Source organism: Paraburkholderia sediminicola, from assembly GCF_046027825.1.
Lineage (GTDB): Bacteria > Pseudomonadota > Gammaproteobacteria > Burkholderiales > Burkholderiaceae > Paraburkholderia > Paraburkholderia sediminicola_D.
The window spans coordinates 23,350-45,164 of sequence record NZ_JAQQDU010000062.1 but is presented as its reverse complement, the minus strand read 5'-3'; the positions used below and the strand labels follow the sequence as shown (position 1 = coordinate 45,164).

The 21,815-nt window shown below is 57.4% G+C and carries 18 protein-coding genes; 17 read left to right on the top strand and 1 reads right to left on the bottom strand.

Going from position 1 to position 21,815, the window contains the following annotated elements:
- Window positions 1-522: 522 nt before the first annotated feature.
- From PQQ96_RS28310 to PQQ96_RS28300, 3 genes are all read left to right on the top strand, one after another.
- Window positions 523-1,512, top strand: coding sequence for a GlxA family transcriptional regulator (locus PQQ96_RS28310; RefSeq protein WP_408298789.1), 990 nt, complete (start codon window positions 523-525; stop codon window positions 1,510-1,512).
- A gap of 366 nt (window positions 1,513-1,878) precedes the next feature.
- On the top strand, window positions 1,879-2,760 hold the full coding sequence (gene galU / locus PQQ96_RS28305; protein WP_408298787.1) for a UTP--glucose-1-phosphate uridylyltransferase GalU: 882 nt from the start codon (window positions 1,879-1,881) through the stop codon (window positions 2,758-2,760).
- Between the two features lie 287 nt (window positions 2,761-3,047).
- Window positions 3,048-4,043 (top strand): GlxA family transcriptional regulator, encoded by a 996-nt coding sequence (locus tag PQQ96_RS28300; RefSeq protein WP_408298785.1) that lies wholly within the window; start codon window positions 3,048-3,050, stop codon window positions 4,041-4,043.
- A gap of 101 nt (window positions 4,044-4,144) precedes the next feature.
- On the opposite strand, the gene rfbC is transcribed toward PQQ96_RS28300, so the two are convergent.
- Window positions 4,145-4,693, bottom strand: coding sequence for a dTDP-4-dehydrorhamnose 3,5-epimerase (gene rfbC, locus PQQ96_RS28295; protein ID WP_408298783.1), 549 nt, complete (start codon window positions 4,691-4,693; stop codon window positions 4,145-4,147).
- Between the two features lie 567 nt (window positions 4,694-5,260).
- Here rfbC and PQQ96_RS28290 point away from each other — a divergent pair.
- The 14 genes from PQQ96_RS28290 to PQQ96_RS28225 all read left to right on the top strand — a co-directional run bounded on the left by PQQ96_RS28290 (window position 5,261) and on the right by PQQ96_RS28225 (window position 21,814).
- Window positions 5,261-5,650, top strand: a complete 390-nt coding sequence (locus tag PQQ96_RS28290) for a hypothetical protein (protein WP_408298781.1) — start codon at window positions 5,261-5,263, stop codon at window positions 5,648-5,650.
- Window positions 5,651-6,157: 507 nt separating this feature from the next.
- On the top strand, window positions 6,158-6,490 hold the full coding sequence (locus tag PQQ96_RS28285) for a hypothetical protein (RefSeq protein WP_408298779.1): 333 nt from the start codon (window positions 6,158-6,160) through the stop codon (window positions 6,488-6,490).
- A gap of 704 nt (window positions 6,491-7,194) precedes the next feature.
- Entirely contained in the window at window positions 7,195-8,721 is a 1,527-nt protein-coding gene (locus PQQ96_RS28280) for a mannose-1-phosphate guanylyltransferase/mannose-6-phosphate isomerase (RefSeq protein WP_408298777.1), read from the top strand.
- A 47-nt stretch (window positions 8,722-8,768) separates the two neighbouring features.
- Window positions 8,769-10,148, top strand: coding sequence for an undecaprenyl-phosphate glucose phosphotransferase (locus PQQ96_RS28275; RefSeq protein WP_408298775.1), 1,380 nt, complete (start codon window positions 8,769-8,771; stop codon window positions 10,146-10,148).
- Between the two features lie 196 nt (window positions 10,149-10,344).
- Complete coding sequence (locus tag PQQ96_RS28270) at window positions 10,345-11,448, top strand: polysaccharide biosynthesis/export family protein (RefSeq protein WP_459252141.1); 1,104 nt, start codon at window positions 10,345-10,347, stop codon at window positions 11,446-11,448.
- A complete protein-coding gene (locus tag PQQ96_RS28265; RefSeq protein WP_408298771.1) occupies window positions 11,445-11,885 on the top strand; it encodes a low molecular weight protein-tyrosine-phosphatase in 441 nt (146 codons plus the stop codon). Before PQQ96_RS28270 ends, PQQ96_RS28265 begins: the two co-directional genes overlap by 4 nt.
- Before the next feature lie 3 nt (window positions 11,886-11,888).
- On the top strand, window positions 11,889-14,093 hold the full coding sequence (locus PQQ96_RS28260; RefSeq protein ID WP_408298769.1) for a polysaccharide biosynthesis tyrosine autokinase: 2,205 nt from the start codon (window positions 11,889-11,891) through the stop codon (window positions 14,091-14,093).
- Window positions 14,094-14,159: 66 nt separating this feature from the next.
- Entirely contained in the window at window positions 14,160-15,278 is a 1,119-nt protein-coding gene (gmd, locus tag PQQ96_RS28255) for a GDP-mannose 4,6-dehydratase (protein ID WP_408298767.1), read from the top strand.
- Window positions 15,279-15,283: 5 nt separating this feature from the next.
- On the top strand, window positions 15,284-16,234 hold the full coding sequence (locus PQQ96_RS28250) for a GDP-L-fucose synthase family protein (protein WP_408298765.1): 951 nt from the start codon (window positions 15,284-15,286) through the stop codon (window positions 16,232-16,234).
- Between the two features lie 16 nt (window positions 16,235-16,250).
- The gene (locus PQQ96_RS28245; protein ID WP_408298763.1) at window positions 16,251-17,654 is read left to right on the top strand and encodes an oligosaccharide flippase family protein; all 1,404 of its coding nucleotides are present in this window, start codon (window positions 16,251-16,253) and stop codon (window positions 17,652-17,654) included.
- Window positions 17,655-17,666: 12 nt separating this feature from the next.
- Window positions 17,667-18,788, top strand: a complete 1,122-nt coding sequence (locus tag PQQ96_RS28240; RefSeq protein WP_408298761.1) for a glycosyltransferase — start codon at window positions 17,667-17,669, stop codon at window positions 18,786-18,788.
- Entirely contained in the window at window positions 18,785-20,020 is a 1,236-nt protein-coding gene (locus tag PQQ96_RS28235; protein ID WP_408298759.1) for a glycosyltransferase, read from the top strand. The genes PQQ96_RS28240 and PQQ96_RS28235 overlap by 4 nt, the downstream gene beginning before the upstream one ends.
- Window positions 20,017-21,273: a glycosyltransferase gene (locus PQQ96_RS28230; RefSeq protein WP_408298757.1), complete on the top strand. Its 1,257-nt coding sequence runs from the start codon at window positions 20,017-20,019 to the stop codon at window positions 21,271-21,273. The genes PQQ96_RS28235 and PQQ96_RS28230 overlap by 4 nt, the downstream gene beginning before the upstream one ends.
- On the top strand, window positions 21,257-21,814 hold the full coding sequence (locus PQQ96_RS28225; protein WP_408298755.1) for an acyltransferase: 558 nt from the start codon (window positions 21,257-21,259) through the stop codon (window positions 21,812-21,814). The genes PQQ96_RS28230 and PQQ96_RS28225 overlap by 17 nt, the downstream gene beginning before the upstream one ends.
- Window position 21,815: the final 1 nt, after the last annotated feature.

Here is a 21,815-nt window from a genome sequence, read left to right as displayed (position 1 = left end):
ATCCAGGATGCGGTCGGCGACTGCGGTATGGGATTGGCAGATGATAAGCGCGTATTCGAAGAACCGATAGTGCGCCCCTTGAGTGCGCTAGCCTTCGTTCGCAGCCGCATCTGAAGGATGTCTTCCATGAGTATCCCGTTCGTAAAGGTGCCGGCTGCGCCAGGCGATCGCATCAGAGCGATTTGAAGATGGCTGCTCGACTCGCGGGCAGTACACCTATTTGCCGCAATCACAGCGACTAGCTGTAAATTGACGATTTGCAAAGACGGACATGATGTGTCAACAGATTCGATATGTTGGAGTTTAAAAAATAGCTAAAAAAATTAATTGTAAGCGCGTGCCGAATTCCGCTTATGGCTATCCAGTTTTGAACGACACCACGAATTGATCATAGCGGCCAACATGTTGGTCGATTCAGCCAATGATTTATGACCCGGATCATCCCTATGTACGATTGGCCCGACAACATCGTCCGGCTCAAGGCAAGCCGAATAGGGCCAACTAATTGCCGGGGAAATTCTGATGGAGTGTTCTTCAGCCGTTCACACTGACAGCGAAATGTCGCTCCACATTTCGCCCGACATCGTCACCGTAAGGCGTGTCGGCGTCGTGCTGTTTAGTGGCTTTGCGCTTTCCCAAGCCGCGGCAATCGCGGAGGTATTTCAGTCAGCGAATGCGCTCACCGAGAGCGACCCACGCCACGGCATACGTTACCGAGTCAGTTTGTTGTCGGCCACGGGCGGCAGGATTGACAGTTCTTCGTCGGTATTTGTGTGGACCGAAGACATCGAGGCACACCGCGAGTCAGAGGGCTTTCACGCTTTGTTTATTGCTGGCGGCGCAGGCGTGAACAATGCACTACACGATAATGGTCTGATTGCCTGGTTGCACCGGACTCATCCGAGAAGCGCACTAGTATTCCCCATCGACGAAGGAAGGTTGCTGCTCGACGCTGCGGGCTTTGGGCAGGCCAGTAGCGTTAGACGCTACGGCGAAGCCACTGGTGGCATCGTACGGACCGCTGCAGATAGCAACCCTTCGAGCGCCACGGTCAGCTCATTGCGACACGCGCTCGCAGTGGTCGAGGAGGATCTTGGCGCCGAAGTCGCGCGTCAGGTCGCTGATTGGGTTGCACCGTCTGGGGAAAACCGTTTCACCGCTATTGTTCGCAAGAACATTTCGGCCGGCGTTAGCGAAGAGATCAGGAAGTCGGCGAAATGGTTGGAAGCGAACGGTCATCGACCTGTCTCGATCGACGAAGCGGCTCAGGTTGCCGTCATGAGCGGACGCAATTTCCTGAGACGCTTCAAGGTTGAAATGGGCATGACGCCCTCTGACTATTTGCTCTATGTGCGGCTTGATATGAGCTGCCGCCTCCTCCTTGAAAGCGATCTGCCGGTCGACAAAGTCGCGCGTCGTTGCGGCATTGGATGCGGTGGCCGGCTCGCGAAACTCTTCCGCAAACATCTCGCGACAACGCCGGGAGAATACCGCGCCGGCAAGCGGCTTTGAGCAACCCACGTTGCTTCGAGCGCGAAACGTAGCGTCTTTCGTCAGCAGCCGTCAGAGAGGACAGAGGCAATTCGAATGTATTCGGTCTGCCTGATCCATCGATTGACGGTGCGCCAATCACGTCCGGTTCGGCCAAAAGCCGAATCGCTTCCGCCATGCGTGGCTACCTATTTGAATGAGGCCCTATGCTGCGGCGTGATCGGCGGAAGAGCGCGAAAAGCAGTCGGTCCGCGCGGGGGCACAGTCGATAGATCCCCCCAAGGGTGAGCCTAAGCGCAATTTGACCTGGGAAGCAGCGTCGTCTGCGAGCGAGGCGTCAATGCAGGCAATCGCAGATCGATCCTATAAAAGACATTCGGAGTTCACATGCTAAAAGTGACTAAAGCAGTATTTCCAGTGGCGGGTCTTGGCACCCGGTTCCTCCCTGCCACGAAGGCCAGCCCGAAAGAGATGCTGCCGATCGTTGACAAGCCGCTGATTCAATACGCGGTGGAAGAGGCAATGGCGGCAGGCATCACCGAAATGATCTTTGTCACGGGCCGGAGCAAGCGTGCAATTGAGGACCATTTCGATAAGTCGTATGAAGTCGAAGCGGAACTGGAGGCGCGCGGTAAGGACAAGTTGCTGGAGTTGGTACGCAGCATCAAGCCGAGCCATGTCGATTGCTTTTACGTACGTCAAGCGGAGGCGCTCGGTCTCGGCCATGCGGTGATGTGCGCCGAAAAACTGGTAGGCGACAATCCGTTCGCCGTCATTCTCGCAGACGACCTTCTATACGGTACGCCCCCTGTCATGATGCAGATGATCGAGGTGTTCGATCATTACCATAGCTCGGTGATCGGTGTTGAGGAAATTCCGGTTCAGGATACCCGGTCGTACGGGATCATCCACGGCAGGGAATGGGGTGATTCGATCATCAAGATGGCGGGCATCATTGAGAAACCTGACCCGACCGAGGCGCCTTCGAATCTAGGTGTGGTGGGTCGATACGTGCTTAAGCCACGAATTTTCGAACATCTGCGCACGATCACGCCGGGCGCCGGCGGCGAACTTCAGTTGACGGATGCGATCCAGTCGCTGCTTGCCGATGAACAGGTACTCGCTTACAAGTATCAAGGCACACGCTTTGATTGCGGCAGCAAGCTTGGCTATCTGAAGGCGACGGTGGAATTTGCGCTGCGGCATCCTGAGGTACGCGGCGAATTTCGCACGTACCTGGACGAGCATCTGTCGCTTCTACAACAGTGAAGTCTCGGCGCGTCGTGGCAAAGAGTACTCGCATGTTGCCGTGTAGGACAACATGTCAGTACTGAGTAGGATACCGAAATATTTATAAAAGATACAGTCATCGCGACACGGACCGCCACTACCATCGAAATTCTGCCTGCGCGCTACGAGCCATCCGTGCCCGCCAACTTATTATCCTATTCAGCCATCCAGCGAGTTTATGCACGCCGCTTGTGTACGATTGTCGAGATAGTTAAATCGGCTCAAATGTAGCCGTAGGAGGCCACTTATTCTCGGGGGATGGCTGGATGGCAGTCTTTTTTGCCCGCTGCAATCGCTATGCGACTCAGCCTCAGATACTTCATGACGATCGCTCCGTAAAACGTATTGGTATTGCACTCTTCAACGGTTTTTCGCTACCGGAGGCAGCCACGGTAGTGGAGATTTTCCAGTCAGCCAATGCGCTCTGCGCGTCCATGCGCATCGGTAGCCCGCTTTACGACGTTCATCTCCTATCGGTCAGCGGTGGCAGGATAGCGAGTTCGTCTTCAGTGTTCGTCTGGACCGACAGTATCAAATCACCCGGCCACACGGACGACTTTCAGGCGCTCTTCATTGCCGGAGGCGCCAGTGTCCACAGCATGCTGAGTGAGGAGCGCCTGATTGCCTGGCTGAGCCGACTGGACTTGTGCAGCGAGCGAATTTTCCCAATAGCCGAGAGGCGATTAGTATCGGACGAAGATCAATCTCCTGATACGTCACGCAAATCGCGCCGCGGCGAAGGTGCCAATGCGGTTGCCTGGCACGGACTGAAAGTGCCTACCTCCCAACGACCAAGCACTCCGTTGCGAGCCGCACTAGCAATGATTGAAGAGGACCTCGGCGCGGAAATCGCACGTGAGATTACCGGCTCATTGAGATTGCGTTTTGAGGCACAGTTTACTTCTACTCCAAAGAAGAACGTCTTTGGAGCCGTGAGTGAAAAAATCCAATCCTCGGCGCAATGGTTGGAAATGAACTGCGGCAGAGCGATTACGATTGAGGAAGCGGCGCAGTTCGTCGCAATGAGTGAACGGAACTTCCTGCGACGTTTCAAGGTGGAAATGGGTGTGACCCCGTCCGACTACCTCCTATACGTTCGACTCGATAAGTGCTGCCATCTTCTTTCTGAAACCGACCTTCCAGTCGACAAGATCGCGCGACGATGTGGAATGGGAAGTGGCGGACAACTTTCGAAGATATTTCGCAGATACCTTGGCGTGACACCGACAGAGTACCGTACCAGCAAACGCTCTTTAAGCTAGGAGCCGCGACAGGCGCCGTAAATGGCTATTCGTGAATAGTCGGTCGAATGACATACAGTCGAGCCAACGGACGCATGTCCGGCCATGACCGGCGATGTCTATCAATAGACTTCGGCCATGCTGAATCTTGTACCCGCCGCGTCACGCGTGGACGTAATTGGTGTCTTCTCCAGGCCCCAGGCGATCGCGACATCCGGATCATCCCACTGCAGCGTGCGTTCATGCTCGATAAAACCACGCTCGGTTGTCTTGCAAAGTACCTCTGCGACATCCGACAGAACGAGGAAACCATGTGCAAATCCCGGAGGGATCCATAACTGACGACAGTTTGACGCGGATAGCCGCGCACTGATCCAGCGCCCGAATGTGGGCGACCAGCGCCGCAAGTCAACCGCCACATCGACCACTTCACCGTTCACCACCCGCACCAGTTTCCCTTGTGGGCGCTGAATCTGATAGTGCAGGCCACAAAGCACATTATGAGCGGACACGGAGTGACGTTCTTGCACGAACCTGTAGCCGCGAGCCACATGCTCCTCGAATTCCTCTTGATCGAAGCTGTCAAACGAAAGCCCTCGCATGTCGGAAAGAATGCGTGGCTCGATCAGTTTGACGTCGCGAATTGCAGTGTGCTTAACCTGAATGGCCATCTGTGACGAATAAGGTGAGGAATTGAAATAGACTTCGCGTGGTATGCCACTTGACGGAAAGCAGTGAGCGTAATGCGTCGGGCAGCGCATCGTCGGTATAAACCGATAGTTGTGACGACGATGAAAGTCGAAGCCGTAGGCTCGACCACTCAGTCTGTCGTCATTGTGTGGCTGCCTCCTCGAAACGATTTCGGAGGCCGGCTTTAACTGCATCTCGCGAGAGACGGCTCAAGAATTTCCATCTGCAAGATCAAGGATGGTACAAGCGTGGGCTTGGCCCTTAGCGCCAAAAGATTGGTGCGATACGCCATCTATCAGTTCAACAGCTAATTACTTGTCGTTTAATTCCGCGACGAGTCGCCGGTGATATCTGCTTGCGAAGAAGCATGGACGAACAGCAATCTATATTCGGCGGAATCCTTCAAAGTTTTGGCGGATCCGATCAGAACGAACGTAGGACTATCCATAGCGGGACCTTTGATCTCCAGACGTTTTTTGGAGTGCAACCGCCTGTGGGGATACGGTTGTTCGACCTATTCGTAACCCTGCCGGCTCACAAGACCAATAATGTCCCTGTCAAATCATCCCGACATTCACGCGCGTGCCGACTTGCTTACGTATCTCGTCATGTCGCAGTTGATCAGGCGCCGTCTGACGGGGAAGTGGCTGACGACCCAGCACGTGGTTGAATGCACGCATCTGTGGATGTGCGCTAATGGCGGAGTCGACTTGATGCAGCGCGTGGCGCTGGGTAGTTGCGCGCAAGACCTGGCGGCGCGTGTGATGGGCGTCTCGAAAGTGAAACTTGATGCCAAAGCGCTAACACGCGCCTTTGTCGATCCGGTTCATCTGGACTATCAGTCTCCAGTTGTCGTCGAGGTATACCACGCGTGCACGGTCTACCTCGTGTTGGGAGCGCGATTCTCAGGAAGGCGTGCGAAGAGCGGCAGGCGATAGCTTGCGCTGTGTAGTTCGAGCGGTGGAAACTTGGTGACTTCGCAAAGAGGCTTGTCGAAATAGCGTTGCGCCCTTAAGCGAGAACACCTTTCTCTCAGGCCTCCGGCAGCGGCCCTCGGAATAGCCGGAAGCTTTTTCAAACCGACATCCTGTGTCGGTTTTTTTTCGCGTATTGCGCCTGGAAACGCTTGCTGAATTTCGTCGGTGAGATGAGCCGACGGCATCTGCGAACGGCGGATTAGCGGCATTGATTTGCTGATGGCACTGCAAGCGTTGGCGTGAGGAACACTGGAGGGGGGGCGAACGCTGTGGCTTTTTGGGGCTGTCCGGTGAGGCCAAAAATCTCGACTGTGTCGCTGTGCAGCAAATGGCGCTCTATCGATAGCTCATGGCAGAGATGCTCTCCGAAAAATACTCTGACTGCATGACGCTTTCGCCACAGTAGCGAGGCGCATAGCCAATTCACATGAGCCTGCCACCAGACAAAAAAACGACGGATAAAGCCCAATGTTTGTCATGAAAAATGTTGCATTGCCCTGTAGGCTCAAGACGTCTAAATTGTTAAATCAAGTGGCGAAATATATGGTGACCGTTCTTTCGATTATTTCGAAGCTCTGTTTCGGTTGGACGCTCGCGTATCTGATCTTAAGCTTGTATTCCGCTTTGAAGGTCGGGAGGCGGCACTACCAACCGCTGATATTTCTTGAGTTTCAGCCGCATCGCGCGCGTGGCCCTTGGGAAGCCGCAAGGGCCAAGCTGATGATGCGGATGGGACTATGCACGATTCTTATGGTGCCCGTTGGTTTTGCGTCTTTTGTCGCGTGTGCACTTATTTCGTAGTTCCGCTGAATCCGCGTCTGTCGAGCATCACTAACAAAGCCAATAAAAACTTCAGCGGCCGAATGGGCGCGGTCAGCCAGAGCGTTGGCGTAATTTGACACGGTACTTTGCTCATATCGGGCCGTGGTGCGCGAGCAAAGCGCCATGTTTGAGACATGCGAATGGCCTATTTCGAGGTGTCGGAAGCGAATGGGCTAAAACGCCAACATGTTGGCGTTTTCCGTCAGTCACATTCCGTCAGAAGGCGGCCTAGGTATGATGCACTGCAACTGAAGTCGAGATGTTATTTTTCACGGATGAGAATCGAGAGTGACAGTTTGGATTAAAGCTATCGCAATTGATTTACTGCTGCACTCGTAAAGAGCGAGTAGCGTTCATTGCAGGGAAATGACGTGCGTCCGCAGCTTGGGAAAGGCGCGAACTATTATTGTCGGGGCACGAAGTACGGATCGCAGGTCGGATTCGATCTCCTCGCTACTGCCGCGTGTGCCAGTCACTGGTGCCGGTCGTCAGCCACGCCAATCAATTCACTTCGAATCTGTTTGAGAGAGACGCTGTAGCGTCAGTGGATATGGTTTGGTCAACTGTGCACGGTTGGTTATGGCGAGCGCCACGCCTGATCGGTTGATGCCGTCGAAATAGAGTGGTTCTCGATTCATGGTGCGGCATTGCTGGTTCTGTTGGAACTACGAATAGGAGTGCATATGGATTGGCTATCGCTGGGTGAAATGAAAATTGCCGATAGTGAAAGCAAGGTAGTTCTGACGGAAGAATCATTCCCAGCGGTGGCTGTGCGAATCGTACCTGTTGTACTGGCGGGAGGAGCGGGTTCGCGACTGTGGCCTATGTCGCGGGAGCGATATCCAAAACAATTGATCGATGTGCTGGGACCGGACTCGCTACTACAGGCCACCGTTCAGCGGATGAAAGGGTTTTATGCCGATGGGGGCACGGTGAGCACGCCGATCATCGTATGCGGCGACGAACACCGCTTCGTTACGTCGGAGCAACTCCGCGCAAGAGGAATCGATGCTCGCATCGTAGTTGAACCAGCGCGGCGCGATACAGCGCCGGCGCTGACGCTCGCCGCCGCGGCCGCATGTTCGGAGGGTGACGACCCGATCATTGTGGCAATGCCGGCGGATCACGCGATCGAGAACCTCACGGCTTTCCAGTTGGCGATTGGCTTGGCGGCGCAGCATGCGCGGCGTGGCGCGATTGTGACCCTGGGCGTGCCGCCGACGCGGCCTGATACAGGCTTTGGTTACATCAAGCTCGGATCTGAGCTTGACGATGGGGCACATCGTATTGAGCGCTTCGTTGAAAAACCCGCAGCCGAGCTGGCTGTGCAGTATCTCGCGTCGGAGCAGTACTGGTGGAACAGCGGGATATTCGCCGTGCGGGCGAGCGTGTGGCTCGCCACGCTCAAGATCATGCAGCCGGCCATGCATGACGCTTGTTTGCTGGCCCACGCGCAAGGTGCTTCCGACGGCATGTATTTCCACCCGGGCGCGGACGCTTTTAAGTCTTCCCCGTCGGACTCGATCGACTACGCGGTAATGGAACGTCTCGGATTGGACGAACGATTCGCGGAAGGTGTGGTGGTGCCGCTTGACGCAGGCTGGTCGGATCTTGGGTCGTGGGACGCGGTATGGGAAGCGCTGGAAAAGGACGCGGACGGTAACGCGGCGCGCGGACGCGTCGTGTTCGAAGGGGCGACGTCCAGCTTCGCCCACTCGCAAAGCCGCCTCATTGCCTGCGTCGGCGTGACCAACATTGTCGTTGTGGAAACCGACGACGCGGTGCTGGTCGCCGACCGCTCGCGCGTACAGGAAGTAAAGACCGTGGTCAGCCGGATGAGGGCGCTCCAAGCACCCGAGGCCGATGCGCATCGAAAGGTACGGCGCCCATGGGGTTACTACGACTCAATCGATCGCGGTGAACGCTTCCAGGTAAAGCGGATCGTGGTGAATCCGGGCGGCCGTCTGTCATTGCAATTGCATCACCACCGCGCCGAGCACTGGATCGTGGTAAGCGGCACTGCACTCGTAACACGGGGCGGTGAGGAATTCATGCTCAGCGAGAACCAGTCGACGTTTATTCCGCTGGGCGTCACGCATCGTCTGGAGAACCCGGGCAAGTTGCCACTCGAACTCATCGAAGTGCAGTCCGGATCGTATCTCGGCGAAGACGACATTGTTCGGTTTGATGACACATACGGTCGCGCGTGACGCGCTGGCGTGCTACGCAGTCCAACTTCAGGCGGGGGAATCGCGAGATGCTCGGGATACAGGGGTTATTGGCGCGGCTTGTCGATGTGATCCTCGTCGTAGCGGGGGCTCTGGTGGCGTCGCATATCCGCTTTGAAGATCTGGGGCAGAGCCGGGGAGACGGGGCGTTCATTACGTTCTCCGTCGCATTCGTGCTGGTGTCGTTTCCCGTTTTTGGTTTGTACGAGTCGTGGCGCGGACGTTCGATGTTGCGCTTGGCCGGGTTGGTTTCGATAGCGTGGCTGCTGGTGCAGGCGTGCGGTCTGGTTCTGATGTTCTCGCTGCATCGCACGGACTTCATCTCGCGACTGTGGTTCGCCTATTGGACCGCGATCGCAGGTGTTGCATTGATCGGATCGAGACTCGTGGTCCATGCGGTGCTGCGCAGCGTGCGTTATGCCGGCCTGAATTTGCGCAACGTGGCAGTCCTCGGGGCCGGCGCCCATTGTCAGGAAGTGGTTCGCAAGCTTGAGGCGTCTCCCTCCAGTGGGTTTCGCGCATCCGCGGTGTTCGATGTGGGGCCCGGAGAAAGTGTCGCACTGAACGGTGTGCCGGTATTCGATGAATTTCACGAGTTTGCCGAGCACGTTCGGAGCGCCGCCGTACAGGAAATCTGGCTGGCTCTACCTTTGGCGGAAGCGTCGACCATGCTGCGCTTCGTCAATGAGTTCCGCGACGACCTCGTGAACATCCGTTTCATTCCCGACGTGCGCAGTATGGCGTTATTCGAAGGCGGCGTGATCGACCTGATCGGCGCGCCGGCGATTAGCCTCGTCGCATCGCCGTTACCGGCACGGGCAATCGCGCAGAAGGAAATCTTCGATCGCGTGTTTGCGGCGCTTGCGTTGCTCGCCTTGACGCCGTTGCTGACGATCATCGCGGTTGCGGTGAAGTGTTCATCGCGTGGCCCGGTGTTCTTTACGCAGTATCGCAAAGGGGCCGACGGCCGAGTGTTCAAGATCTACAAGTTCAGAACGATGCGCCCCCACGCCGAAAAGGTAGGCGTGGTGACGCAGGCTACCAAAGGTGACCCGCGCATCACTCGCGTGGGTGCGCTGTTGCGGCGCACTAGCCTTGACGAACTACCGCAGTTTTTTAACGTGCTTCGCGGCGAAATGTCGGTGGTCGGTCCTCGTCCGCATGCGATCGAGCACGACGAGCTGTATCAGAAGGTCATCAACGGCTACATCCATCGTTATCGGATCAAGCCGGGTATTACCGGTTGGGCGCAGGTGAACGGATTCCGTGGTGAGACAGACCGGGTCGAGAAGATGCAGAAGCGCGTAGAGCATGACCTTTACTACCTGCGCAACTGGTCGTTCGCGTTGGACATGCGGATTGTCGTGACAACGGTAGCGCGGGGACTGGTTAACAGCAACGCGTATTAGCGATCCAGATGAAGCCAGATCTGCGTACGCACTGGTGGGAGTCCGGGGAATGGTTTTTCGCCATTCCTGAGCGGAAACGGCGATCACGACGTGAAAGAAAAGTTGGACGAAATTCGAGGAATATCTGATGGGATTTTTGGGGATGTGTAGTGAAGACGGCGTGGAGCGTCCTGTTCGCCGTTGTACTCGTCTACTGATGAGCGTCGCTGCAAGTGCTGTGTTGTCGGCTTGTGCAGTGGCTCCCGGCATGCGAATGATTACTCCGGCGACGCTGCCGGTCGCAAGCGGGAACTCGGAGGTGCCGCCGACCGAGATGCAGATTCCGATTACCGATATCAACGTCGCTTTAACGGAAAGGATGCGTGAAGCGGATGTGCAGTCAAACGCAGTGCAACTGCACGAGCTGATGAGTAAGCCGGAACCGTACACATTGGGCGCTGGCGATGTCCTGCAGATCACGGTGTGGGATCACCCTGAGTTGATGGCGGCGCTGGGCGCCCAGACGCAAACGAACAACCGGCCCTTCGATCCGGTGCAAGGGTTTGTGATTGACAGCAGCGGCAATGTCCAGATGCCGTATGCGGGCAACGTTCATGTTGCCGGCCTGCGTGTCGATCAGAGCCAGCAGGCGGTGTACGCCGCATTGAGCAAAGTGTTCGTTCGGCCGCAGGTGACTGTCCGGGTGGCGTCGTTTCGTGCCAAGCAGGTGTACGTGGACGGCGAAGTGCGTGCACCGGGCGCTGTGCCGATCAACGATGTGCCACTGACTCTGTTCGAAGCCATCAACCGCGCCGGCGACTTTAGCCCGACGGCTGATCAGAGCCGGATGGTCCTCGTGCGGGACGGTATGTCGTATCGGTTGAATCTATCGAGCATGCTCTCGAGCGATCAGAACCCTTCGAAAATCCTGTTGAAGAACGGTGACTTACTGCGTGTCGTTTCGCGCGATGACAACGGCGTATTCGTCATGGGCGAGGTCAACAAGCCTGTAACCGCCATTCCCATGAAGAGCGGCAAGCTGACATTGAGCGATGCGCTATCGCAAGCCGGCAGCGTGAATACCGCGAGTGCGGACGCAGCGCAGCTCTATGTGATTCGCGGCTCATCCGGCGTGACGCCTCAGGTGTTCCATCTCGATGCGCGCTCGCCAGTTGCAATGGTGCTGGCGAATCAATTCGAATTGCAGCCTAAGGATGTCGTGTATGTGGATGGCAACGGCCTGGTTCGCTTCAGCCGCGTGCTGAATCTGCTGCTGCCCGCGATCAACGCAGGCTTGACCGGGGCGATTGTTACGAAATGATAGACAGCGTCCTTGTTGTCTGCGAAGGCAACATTTGCCGAAGTCCGATGGCCCAGGCACTGCTCGCAAAGCAGTTGCCTGGCGTCAGTGTGATGTCCGCCGGCTGGGCCGCGGTCGTCGGACGCGGGGCAGATCCCATCGCCATCAACCTGATGGCGGAGCGAGAGATCGACATCAGAGGCCACATTGCCGTGGACCTGAACCTGCTCCACATGCGCTCGGCAGAACTGGTTCTGTCGATGACACACGAGCAACGCAGAAGGATTGAAACGAACTATCCCTTCGCAAAGGGGAAGGTCTATCGCCTTGGCGAGCATGACGGCATAGACGTACTGGACCCGTACCGCAAAGGACGCGCGGCCTTCGAAACGGCCTTGGCGCAAATCGAGCGTGGCGTGGCGCACTGGCTCGACGCAATGGTTCGACTGACTCACTAATCTATGGCATCCGTAAACCAAAATCGATTCATCGACTCGTCGAATGGCGACGAAATACATCTCTCCGACTACCTTTCGGTTATCGCGGAGAGCTGGAAGCTGATCGTTGCCATCGCAGCGACCGTGCTCATCATCGGAACGCTCTATGCGTTTATCGCGAGACCGGTGTATCGCGCGGACGCAATGATCCAGGTTGAAGACAGTGCAAATTCGACCAAGGACGCACTGGGCGAACTGGCGTCGATCTTCGACACCAAGCAGACCGCCGACGCGGAGATCGAGTTGATCCGATCGCGGCTCGTGGTCAACCAGACCGTGCAATCGCTGCACCTCGATATCAGTGCGAAGCCGCGTTATTTCCCGTTCATCGGCGCTGCGCTGGCGCGGCGCGCGGGGGACAATCAATTGGCATCGCCTGTATTTGGCCTGGGGCGTTTCGCATGGGGCGGCGAGAAGATCGAGGCATCGCTATTCAATGTGCCGCGTGACCGATACGACGCGAAGTACACGCTGGTGGCTCGCGGTGGCGAGCAATTCGACTTGGTAGATCCTGATGGCGACACCGTTCTTCACGGACAGGTGGGCAGTGTCGCTCGAGGCAGCGACTCGGCAGGTCTAGTTGAGTTGCGGGTCTCGCGTCTTGATGCGCGACCGGGCACGCAATTCGTTCTCAGTCGGGCTTCCACCCTTCTCACGGTCGATCAGCTGCAGGACGCGCTGGTCATCGCCGAGAAAACCAAGCAGTCCGGGGTGATCGGCGTTTCGCTCGACGGCGCGGACAGCAAGCGCACTGCGGAGATCATCAATACGATCGCAGCGGCGTATGTCCAGCAGAACATTGACCGAAAGTCCGCCGAGGCGGAGCATACACTCAGCTTTCTCGACCAGCAATTGCCGCAGCTTCGCAAAGAGCTCGATGGGGCAGAAGATCGCTACAACGCATTTCGCAATCAGAAGGGAACGGTCGATTTAACTGAAGAAAGCCGTCTACTGCTGCAACAGATTGTCGACAGCAAAACCAAACTCGTCGATTTGCAGCAACAGCAGATCGAGATGACGCAGCGGTTTACGCCATCACACCCGGGCGTCGTAGCACTGAGTGCGCAGATTGCCTCACTCGAAGCACAGCAAGAGCAGTTGAACAAGCGGGTATCGACTTTGCCGGACACGGAACAGTCCGCCTTGCGCCTGCTGCGCGATGTGCGCGTCAACACGGAGTTGTATACGAACCTGCTGGACAGCGCGCAGCAGCTTCGGATCGTCAAGGCGGGTCAGGTCGGCAATGTTCGCGTGGTTGACTACGCCGTTGCCGGCGAGGAGCCGGTTAAGCCGAAGCGGGCGCTTGTGATCGTGCTGGCCGCAGTGCTGGGACTCATTGCGGGAACGGCGGCGGCGTTCGTCAAGAACGCGTTGTTCGGCGGCGTGGAAAACAGCGAAGAAATTGAACAGGCGCTAGGCCTGCCGGTCTACGCAGCCGTGCCGCATAGCGAGACGCAGGTGCGTTTGCGTCAAGGTATGCGGCGCGGCCGCACCGGTCATCACGTGCTTGCCTCGATCGCGTCTCAAGACGTGGCCATTGAAGGGATCAGGAGTCTGCGTACCGCGCTGCAGTTCGGCCTGCTCGACGCTGCCAATAACGTGATCGTCATTACCGGTCCGCGTCCGGAGGTCGGCAAATCCTTTATGTCGGTGAATCTGGCGGCGGTACTCGCGAGCGGCGACAAGCGCATCTTGTTGATCGATGCGGACATGCGGCGCGGCGATTTGCATAGCTACTTCGGTGTGTCGAGACATCCTGGGCTTTCGGATGTCATCGCCGGATTGGACATCAATAGTGCAGTCCTGCGCGAAGTGCTGCCGAACCTTGATGTCCTGCCGAAGGGCTCGCTGCCGCCGAATCCGGCCGAACTGCTGATGAGCGAGCGCTTCAAGACAATGCTTGATCACGTTTCGAGTCTCTACGACATCGTCATTGTCGACACGCCACCGTTGCTGGCCGTAACCGATGCGGCGCTGATCGGTAAGCACGCCGGCACGACCTTGCTGGTGGTGCGTCACGGTCGTCACCCCATGCCGGAAATTCTGGAATCTGCCAACCGTCTGCGCAACGTCGGCGTCGCTCTCAAGGGCGTGCTGTTTACCGATGTGCCGCAGAGACGTCTCGGCTATGGCACGTATTACTACGGCTACGAAAGCAGTACGGAATAGGCGTCACAACACCCGAGCAAGGCGCGAGGACGGTCCCGGCGCATCGATTATGAGGAGCATCACACCATGAGTCACAAAGTTGCCTTGATTACCGGCGTCACAGGCCAGGACGGTTCGTACCTTGCAGAACTACTGTTGAGCAAGGGCTACGAAGTTCATGGCATCAAACGCCGTTCGTCGCTGTTCAATACGGAACGAATCGATCACCTGTACCAGGACCCGCATGCGTCCGATCGCCGCTTCATCCTGCATCACGGCGATCTGACCGACTCGACCAGCCTGGTGCGGATCATCCAACGCGCGCAGCCTGACGAGATCTATAACCTGGGGGCACAAAGCCACGTCGCCGTCTCGTTCGAAGAGCCGGAGTATACGGCGAACGCGGACGGGATCGGCGCGCTGCGCATCCTCGAGGCGATCAGGATTCTCGGCCTCGAAAAGAAGACGCGCTTCTATCAGGCTTCGACGTCTGAACTTTACGGCTTGGTACAGGAAATCCCGCAAAAGGAAACGACGCCGTTCTATCCGCGAAGCCCCTATGCGGTGGCCAAGCTGTACGCCTACTGGATCACCGTCAACTATCGCGAGGCGTATGGCATCTACGCGTGCAACGGCATCCTGTTCAATCACGAGTCGCCGGTGCGGGGGGAGACGTTTGTGACGCGCAAGATCACGCGAGCGATTTCCCGCATTGCAACAGGCCTGCAGGAGTGCCTGTACCTCGGCAACATGTCCGCACTGCGCGACTGGGGTCACGCGCGCGACTACGTCGAGATGCAATGGTTGATGCTGCAACAGGAACAGCCCGAAGACTTTGTGATTGCCACGGGCGTGCAGTACAGCGTCCGTCAGTTTGTTGAACAAGCCGCTTCCGAATTGGGCATCCATTTGCGCTTTGAAGGCTCGGGTGTCGATGAGGTGGGCATTGTCGAGCGCGTCGTGGGTAGCGAAGCGAAAGTGTCGCGCGGTGACGTGATCGTGCGTGTAGATCCGCGCTACTTCCGCCCGGCCGAAGTGGAAACGCTGTTGGGTGATCCCACCAAGGCGCACGAGAAGTTGGGCTGGAAGCCGGTCACGTCGTTCGAATCGCTGGTCAAGGAAATGGTGCGAGCCGACTATCAGGTCGCGAAGCGGGATGCGTTGGTGACGCTCGCGGGTTTCAAGACGTTTGAGTACAACGAGTAAACGCCATGGACAAGAACGCTCGAATTTTCGTCGCCGGACATCGCGGAATGGCCGGCTCGGCATTGCTACGCAATCTTGCTTCGCGCGGCTACAACAATGTAGTGACGCGTAGCCGCGCCGAACTTGACTTGACCGACCAGGCCGCTGTCGAGCGTTTCTTCCGCGACGAGGCGATCGACGTGGTCATGCTGGCCGCCGCCAAGGTCGGCGGCATTCTGGCTAACGATACTTATCCTGCGGACTTCCTGTATCTGAACCTGATCATCGAAGCCAACGTGATTCATTCGGCCTTTCGTGCAGGCATTCAGCGGCTGGTGTTTCTCGGCTCCTCGTGCATTTATCCGCGGGAGGCCCCGCAGCCGATCAAGGAACAGTATCTGCTCACCGGTCCTCTGGAGAGCACCAACGAGCCATACGCCATTGCAAAGATCGCGGGTATCAAGCTTTGCGAGGCTTTCAACAAGCAGTTCGGCACGCAGTATGTCTCGCTGATGCCGACCAATCTCTATGGACCGAACGACAACTACGACCTGAAGACGAGTCATGTATTGCCCGCGTTGCTGCGCAAGGCCCATGAAGCGAAAGTTGGCGGTGAAGACACGCTCGCGGTGTGGGGAACCGGGCGCGCGCGTCGAGAGTTCCTGCACGTCGACGATATGGCGGATGCGACTGTATTCATGCTCGAGCATGGGATTGAGGGGGGCTGGTACAACGTCGGCTGCGGTGTGGACGTCACGATCGAGGAATTGGCCCGTGTTGCGATGCGTGCGGTTGGCCTTGACGGCCGTATCGAATTCGACGTCAGCAAACCTGACGGCACCCCGCAAAAGCTACTCGACGTTAGCAGGCTGACGGAGCTCGGCTGGCGAGCGAAGATCGGTCTCGAGGAAGGGTTGGCCACGACCTACGAGGACTTCTTGCAGCGCTACGGCGCGCAAGTCGTGGAACGGGCCTAAGCGCATCCGGCAGCCAATGAAAATGATGCGATTCGACGAAAGCAGCGTGACGTGGGTCTTTGCACAACAGGCTGTGTCGCGTCTGCTGGTGGCGTTCAAGTTCTTCCTGCTTGCGCGACTCCTGGGTCCGCAATCGATCGGTCTGATCGCGGCTTGCCTGATGGCCTTGTCGATAGCGGAGTCGTTGACCGAGATGGGGATGAGCCACGCGCTGATCCAACGGCGGGAGCTGCTAGATCAACGCGGTCTTGACGCACTGTGGACGGCGACTGCGCTGCGGGGCTTGTTGCTGACGGTTGTCCTGTTTGCCGCCTCCGGTCTGATTGCCCGGCTAATGAATATTCCGGAGGGCACCACCGTTTTGCAGATGGTCGCGTTGGTGCCGCTCGCGAGGTGTGTCGCCAGTGTGCGTGTCGTCATCGCGCAACGAGAGCGGCGCTTCCGTACGGTCGCGCTATTGACGAGCACCTTCGTTATGGCGGATTTCGTGATCTCAGCCGTCGCGGCGCTGAGCTATCGCGAGGTGATCTGGGTGCTCGCGGCGTTACCGTTGTCGGAGTTTATGAAAGCCATCGCTTCGCACATTGTCTTCAAGACGAAGCCGCGGCTGAACTTCGACACCAAGGCATTGGGCGAGGTTATGGAGTTCGGTCGCTGGGTGTGGGCCAGCAGCTTGCTCACCGTGATTGTCAATCAGTTGGACCGGATCATCACGGTCAAGACATTCGGCGTGCAGACTTTGGGTTTGTACCAGACCGCAAGCCGTCTCGCGCAATTCGGCGTGGCGGATTTTGGCATTGCGATGAGCCAGTACCTCTTTCCGAACTTTTCCGAACTGGCGCGTCAGGACAAAAGCCGCGCCGCGCATTGTGCATTGGCGCTGTTCAGTCAGTTGGGGACGATCGCACTCGTGGTTGCGACGTTCCTCTGTGTCGCCGCGCGCGACATTATCCAACTAGCGCTAGGTGGGCAATGGAGCGGGGCTGTGCCGTTCTTCCGCATTTTCGTCTATCTGATGGCCGCCGGCGTATTGGTCGGGCTGCTGACCTCCTACCTGCGCGGTACGGGCAGGCCAAGCCGGGTGACTCGCGGGACGGTGGTGCAGTTGGTGTGCCTGCTGGTTTCATCGGCGATTCTGGTGCCGTGGCTCGGCCCTATCGGTGTGGCGTTTGCTGCGACGATTTCGGTGTATGTCTGTGCAGCGTTAATGCTCTGGGACGTTCTGTCGGACGATCGCGCACAGATCCGGCAATTGCTTCCGCTTGCCACAGTGGGGGTGCCGGTTGCGGCGCTGATCGTGATCCTGGGCCAGGTGTTCTCGGCGCTTCCGTATCACGCCGTGGGACTCGGGTTCGTCTGTGCTGTCGCTTTAGTGTTGCCTCTACAACGGCTGCGGGCCGGAATTTTACTGACTGTCTAGAGAGAGAACATTATGCGCATCATGCACGTGGTCCTGACGCCACGGCATTCCGGAGCCGAAATGCTCGCCGCCACGTTGGCGGAGGTGCATATGACCGCACAAGTTGGTGTGGCCGGCGTCATGGGAATCAACCCGTGCGAGCTTGCCTTCCGCCCTGTCTGGTCGAAGCTTGAAGAGAAGGGCGTCTGGTGCGCGTCGCCTGCACGATTGCTAGGGCGCTTGGGACGGCTTCGTTATATCCGCGCGACGCTGCGCGATTTTCGGCCTGACGTCATTGTTGCGCACTCGGTCATCCCGGCGGCTTACGCACGCGTCGCCATAAAACTGACGGCATCGGCAATTCCAGTTGTCACCGTCATGCATGCGGCCACCAACGACGACTACGCAGGCGGCCTGCTCAGGCTGAGCGAGCGCATTCTCAAGCGTGACGCCGCAGCTGTGGTCACCGTCACCGAGACCGCCGCAAACAATTACCGATTGCGGTGTGGCGCGCCTCGCCGGCTTCTGACGATTCCAAACGGTACGGAGCTTGACCGCTTCGCATTCGATGAGCACGCCAGGGACCGGCTGCGGGCCGAGTTCAAGATTGACGATGATGTGACAGTGGTGCTTCAAGTCGGACGCCTGTCGCCGGTGAAAAATCAGGCCGCTAGCGTGCTGGCGCTGAAAGACATGTTGCGCACAGGCCAGTCCGCCGAGTTGTGGCTGGCAGGATTGACGGAAGACCCATCCTACTCCGACGCGCTGAAGCGATTGGTCGAGCAGCACCATTTGGCCGGTAAGGTGCGATTTCTGGGGAGCCGGCCGGACGTTGCGGCGTTGCTGTCGGCAGCGGACGTGTACGTGATGCCTTCGGAGCGCGAGGCACACAGTGTCGCAATGATCGAAGCACTCGCGAGCGGCGTGCCCATTGTCGCTTCGACCATTCCCGTCTTTGAGTTCGCCACGCGCTTCGCAGGCGTTGTGACAGTCGATCCGGCAAGCCATCGAGATTATGCGGCGTCGATCATAGAGCTACTTACGAAAGCGAAGATTCGCCACCAGCGCGATTTGAGCGCGTATTCGATCGCGCGGGTCGCGGAACGCTATGCGGCACTCTTCGGTGACGTCACGTCGCGGGAAGGTGTGGCATGACGAGGCTGCTGCTAGTCGAACCGGAAGCAACGGGGCACCGTATGGTGTTGTACGTCCGTCTAATGGCTGTGGAAGCGATCCGGCGTGGATGGAAAGTCACGCTAATGACGACAGCCTCGGCGCTCGCTCATTCCGCGACGCAAAGTGTGATATCGGCCTTGGCATCCGATCTGGACATTCAAAGAATGCCGGAGATTCCGCGGGAAACCCGCAGTGGAAAACTCCAGTTGTTGTTCGGACAGCGTGCCTACCTGCGCACTTTCGAACAGGCCTACCGCGAGTACCGTAAGACGAACGCAGTTGATTTCGTCTATGTCCCGTATCTCAACTACATCGACAAGATCGTCGGGCTGTACGGCTCACCCTTTGGCACCGCACCTTTCGGCGGCATGATCCTTGCCGCGAAGTTTCATCATCAGGCATGCGGTATCGCGGGGCCGCGCGGGAAAATGGATGTCGTCAATAGCGTGCTGTTTAAAAGATTGCTGAGTCTTCGTGCACTAACACTCGCTACGACGATAGATGAACCCTTACCGAAGTACGTGAAGCTGAACATGCCCGCATTGGCGGGCAAGATCAGATACGTACCGGACGTCTCGTTCATCGAAAAACCTGCACAAAGACTGACCGCTCGCCGGGCGCTGGGATTGGAGGAAGGCCACTTTGTCATCGCGTCCTACGGTTCTCTTAGTCCGAGAAAGGGCCTCGCACGGATATTGAGCATGTTTTCAATGGCGGATCTTCCAGGGCACTTCAGGCTTGTGCTTGCCGGAGTACAGGATGCCGAAGCCGCCCGTTTGATCCAGTCTTTTATGTCGAAGGCAGGAGCGCGTCGGTCACAGGTGATCCTGATGAACAAATTCTGTTCCGAACTTGAGGAGGGATGGGTATTCGCGGCAGCCGATGCGATGTGGCTGTGTTACGAGAACTTTAGCGGAATGAGTGGCGTGCTGATCCAGTCGGCTCAAGCGGGTGTGCCCGTGATCACCTCGAACTACGGTCTTATCGACCACAATCGGGCAAAGAACTCGCTCGGCCTGCGGTGGGACGATTTTCTTCTCGCAGCGTCGCCGGTGCCACGCTTTGACTGGGAAAAACTGGAGACGATCGTGCATTCCATTAAGGGCTCGTCTCAGCTTGCAAACTTTGCGCGCCAACACAGCCCCGACAAGTTCGGGAGCAATGTGATGGACGCGATCGGCCACGTTCATCGAATGGAAGGACGCGCATGACTACCGTTAGCCTGATGCGTACGTTGCGGGACCGGCGGCCCGGTTCATCGCACACCTCGCGCCGATCCGGCAAGAGCGGCGGCGCGAATAAGCGCCTCCGCGTTGCGATCGTGTACCACTTCTTCCCGCATTACCGCAAAGGTGTTCTCGATGCGATCAGCGAGGACGACTTTGACGTGACGTTTTTTGGCGACCCAGTGGCGCGCTACCAAGGCATCCCAGCATTGCGTTTCGAGGCCGATACAGATTTCAGACCAGCGGCAGTCAAGGTGGTGAATGACATCTCGTTTCAGTGGGCGGCGGTACGCGCTTCCTTCTCGAGTGAATTCGACGTATTGGTGTTGCTTGCCAACCCGAATTTCTTCACGACCTGGATTGCGGCTGCAATCGGGCGCTTGACCGGCAAGCGTGTGCTCTTTTGGGGGCATGGATTCTTGTCGGCCGACCGGTCTTTGAAAAACTACATCAGGCGTATCTTCCTCTCGCTCGGACATGCTCAGTATCTCTATGGCTACCGTGCTAAATGCATTGCTGAAGGCTTTGGATTTCGCTCCAGCAATCTCTATGTGGGGTTTAACAGCCTGGACTACCAGTCCCAATTGCGTACACGCTGTGAGCTGTTGGTGCGTGCCGAAGAGCCTCGGTTGTCCTCTGAAATCCACATCCTCGGTGTGTCCCGATTGACTGACAAGTGTGCATACGATGTGTTGATGCATGCTGTGTCACTGGCGCAGGAAACGTCGGAGCGCCGGTTCAAGCTCACGTTGATAGGAGGCGGCCCTGCGGAAAGCAAGCTTAAAGAGCTTGCCGCGCAATTGAAGTTGGATATCGACTTCATTGGTGAGCTGTACGACGAGGAGGCGGTGGCCGGCTACATCTTCGATTCCGATGTTGTCGTTTCACCCGGAAAGATCGGCCTGACTGCCATGCATTCGCTCATGTTCGGTACACCGGTTATTAGCCACTCGGACATGGACCGGCAAATGCCTGAAGTGGAAGCGGTCGCACCAGGTATATCGGGAATTTTGTTCCGCTACGGCGACATAGCCGATCTGTCGAGGTGTCTGATTTCGATTCCCGACGTATTTCCCAATCGAAGCCAAACGCGAGGAAATTGCTTCAGGATTATTGACGAAATATATAACCCTTATAGGCAATGTGAAGTGCTTTCGGATGCAATCCACGGGAAAGCGGCCGGACAGGGTAACGACATGCAAGCCCTCTATGGAGATGCGTATGAAGGCCGAGCTTAGAGCCGCGATGCGCAGCGCGAGAAGACTGTTCTGGCGGAAACTGCTCAGGCTCAACGACGTCCATCCAACGGTGTTATTCGGCGGATACGGTGATATCAGCCGAGATTTTCACGCAGACGAGTATGTCTACGTGGGACCCGGTTGCCGGATCAATCCAGGCGTTCGCGTCGACAGTTATTCGATGCTGGGGCCCGACGTGCAGATCGTGGGCAACGATCACATCTTCGATCGCCCAGGCGTTCCGATCATTTTTAGCGGGCGACCCACGTTTCGCCCGACCCATATCGGTAAGGACGTATGGATCGGCGCCGGCGCGACCATTCTTTGCGGAACGACCATTGGTGATGGTGCTGTGGTCGCTTCCGGGGCGGTCGTCACCCGGGACGTCGAACCGTTCACGGTGGTCGGCGGCGTTCCGGCACGTCTGATCAGACGCCGCTTCGCGATCTTGAGGGACGAGTTGATACACAGAAAGATGCTTGAAGCACCTGCCGTCGCGGGCAAGTACTGTGCCCCCGTGGCGGCTCAGCAAGAGGCTTGAA

Bases quoted from the DNA above. Each gene is read 5' to 3' on its own strand.
- PQQ96_RS28310 (WP_408298789.1), top strand. From the start codon at position 523: ATGGAGTGTTCTTCAGCCGTTCACACTGACAGCGAAATGTCGCTCCAC.
- galU (WP_408298787.1), top strand. From the start codon at position 1,879: ATGCTAAAAGTGACTAAAGCAGTATTTCCAGTGGCGGGTCTTGGCACC.
- PQQ96_RS28300 (WP_408298785.1), top strand. From the start codon at position 3,048: ATGGCAGTCTTTTTTGCCCGCTGCAATCGCTATGCGACTCAGCCTCAG.
- rfbC (WP_408298783.1), bottom strand. From the start codon at position 4,693: ATGGCCATTCAGGTTAAGCACACTGCAATTCGCGACGTCAAACTGATC.
- PQQ96_RS28290 (WP_408298781.1), top strand. From the start codon at position 5,261: ATGTCCCTGTCAAATCATCCCGACATTCACGCGCGTGCCGACTTGCTT.
- PQQ96_RS28285 (WP_408298779.1), top strand. From the start codon at position 6,158: ATGTTTGTCATGAAAAATGTTGCATTGCCCTGTAGGCTCAAGACGTCT.
- PQQ96_RS28280 (WP_408298777.1), top strand. From the start codon at position 7,195: ATGGATTGGCTATCGCTGGGTGAAATGAAAATTGCCGATAGTGAAAGC.
- PQQ96_RS28275 (WP_408298775.1), top strand. From the start codon at position 8,769: ATGCTCGGGATACAGGGGTTATTGGCGCGGCTTGTCGATGTGATCCTC.
- PQQ96_RS28270 (WP_459252141.1), top strand. From the start codon at position 10,345: ATGAGCGTCGCTGCAAGTGCTGTGTTGTCGGCTTGTGCAGTGGCTCCC.
- PQQ96_RS28265 (WP_408298771.1), top strand. From the start codon at position 11,445: ATGATAGACAGCGTCCTTGTTGTCTGCGAAGGCAACATTTGCCGAAGT.
- PQQ96_RS28260 (WP_408298769.1), top strand. From the start codon at position 11,889: ATGGCATCCGTAAACCAAAATCGATTCATCGACTCGTCGAATGGCGAC.
- gmd (WP_408298767.1), top strand. From the start codon at position 14,160: ATGAGTCACAAAGTTGCCTTGATTACCGGCGTCACAGGCCAGGACGGT.
- PQQ96_RS28250 (WP_408298765.1), top strand. From the start codon at position 15,284: ATGGACAAGAACGCTCGAATTTTCGTCGCCGGACATCGCGGAATGGCC.
- PQQ96_RS28245 (WP_408298763.1), top strand. From the start codon at position 16,251: ATGAAAATGATGCGATTCGACGAAAGCAGCGTGACGTGGGTCTTTGCA.
- PQQ96_RS28240 (WP_408298761.1), top strand. From the start codon at position 17,667: ATGCGCATCATGCACGTGGTCCTGACGCCACGGCATTCCGGAGCCGAA.
- PQQ96_RS28235 (WP_408298759.1), top strand. From the start codon at position 18,785: ATGACGAGGCTGCTGCTAGTCGAACCGGAAGCAACGGGGCACCGTATG.
- PQQ96_RS28230 (WP_408298757.1), top strand. From the start codon at position 20,017: ATGACTACCGTTAGCCTGATGCGTACGTTGCGGGACCGGCGGCCCGGT.
- PQQ96_RS28225 (WP_408298755.1), top strand. From the start codon at position 21,257: ATGAAGGCCGAGCTTAGAGCCGCGATGCGCAGCGCGAGAAGACTGTTC.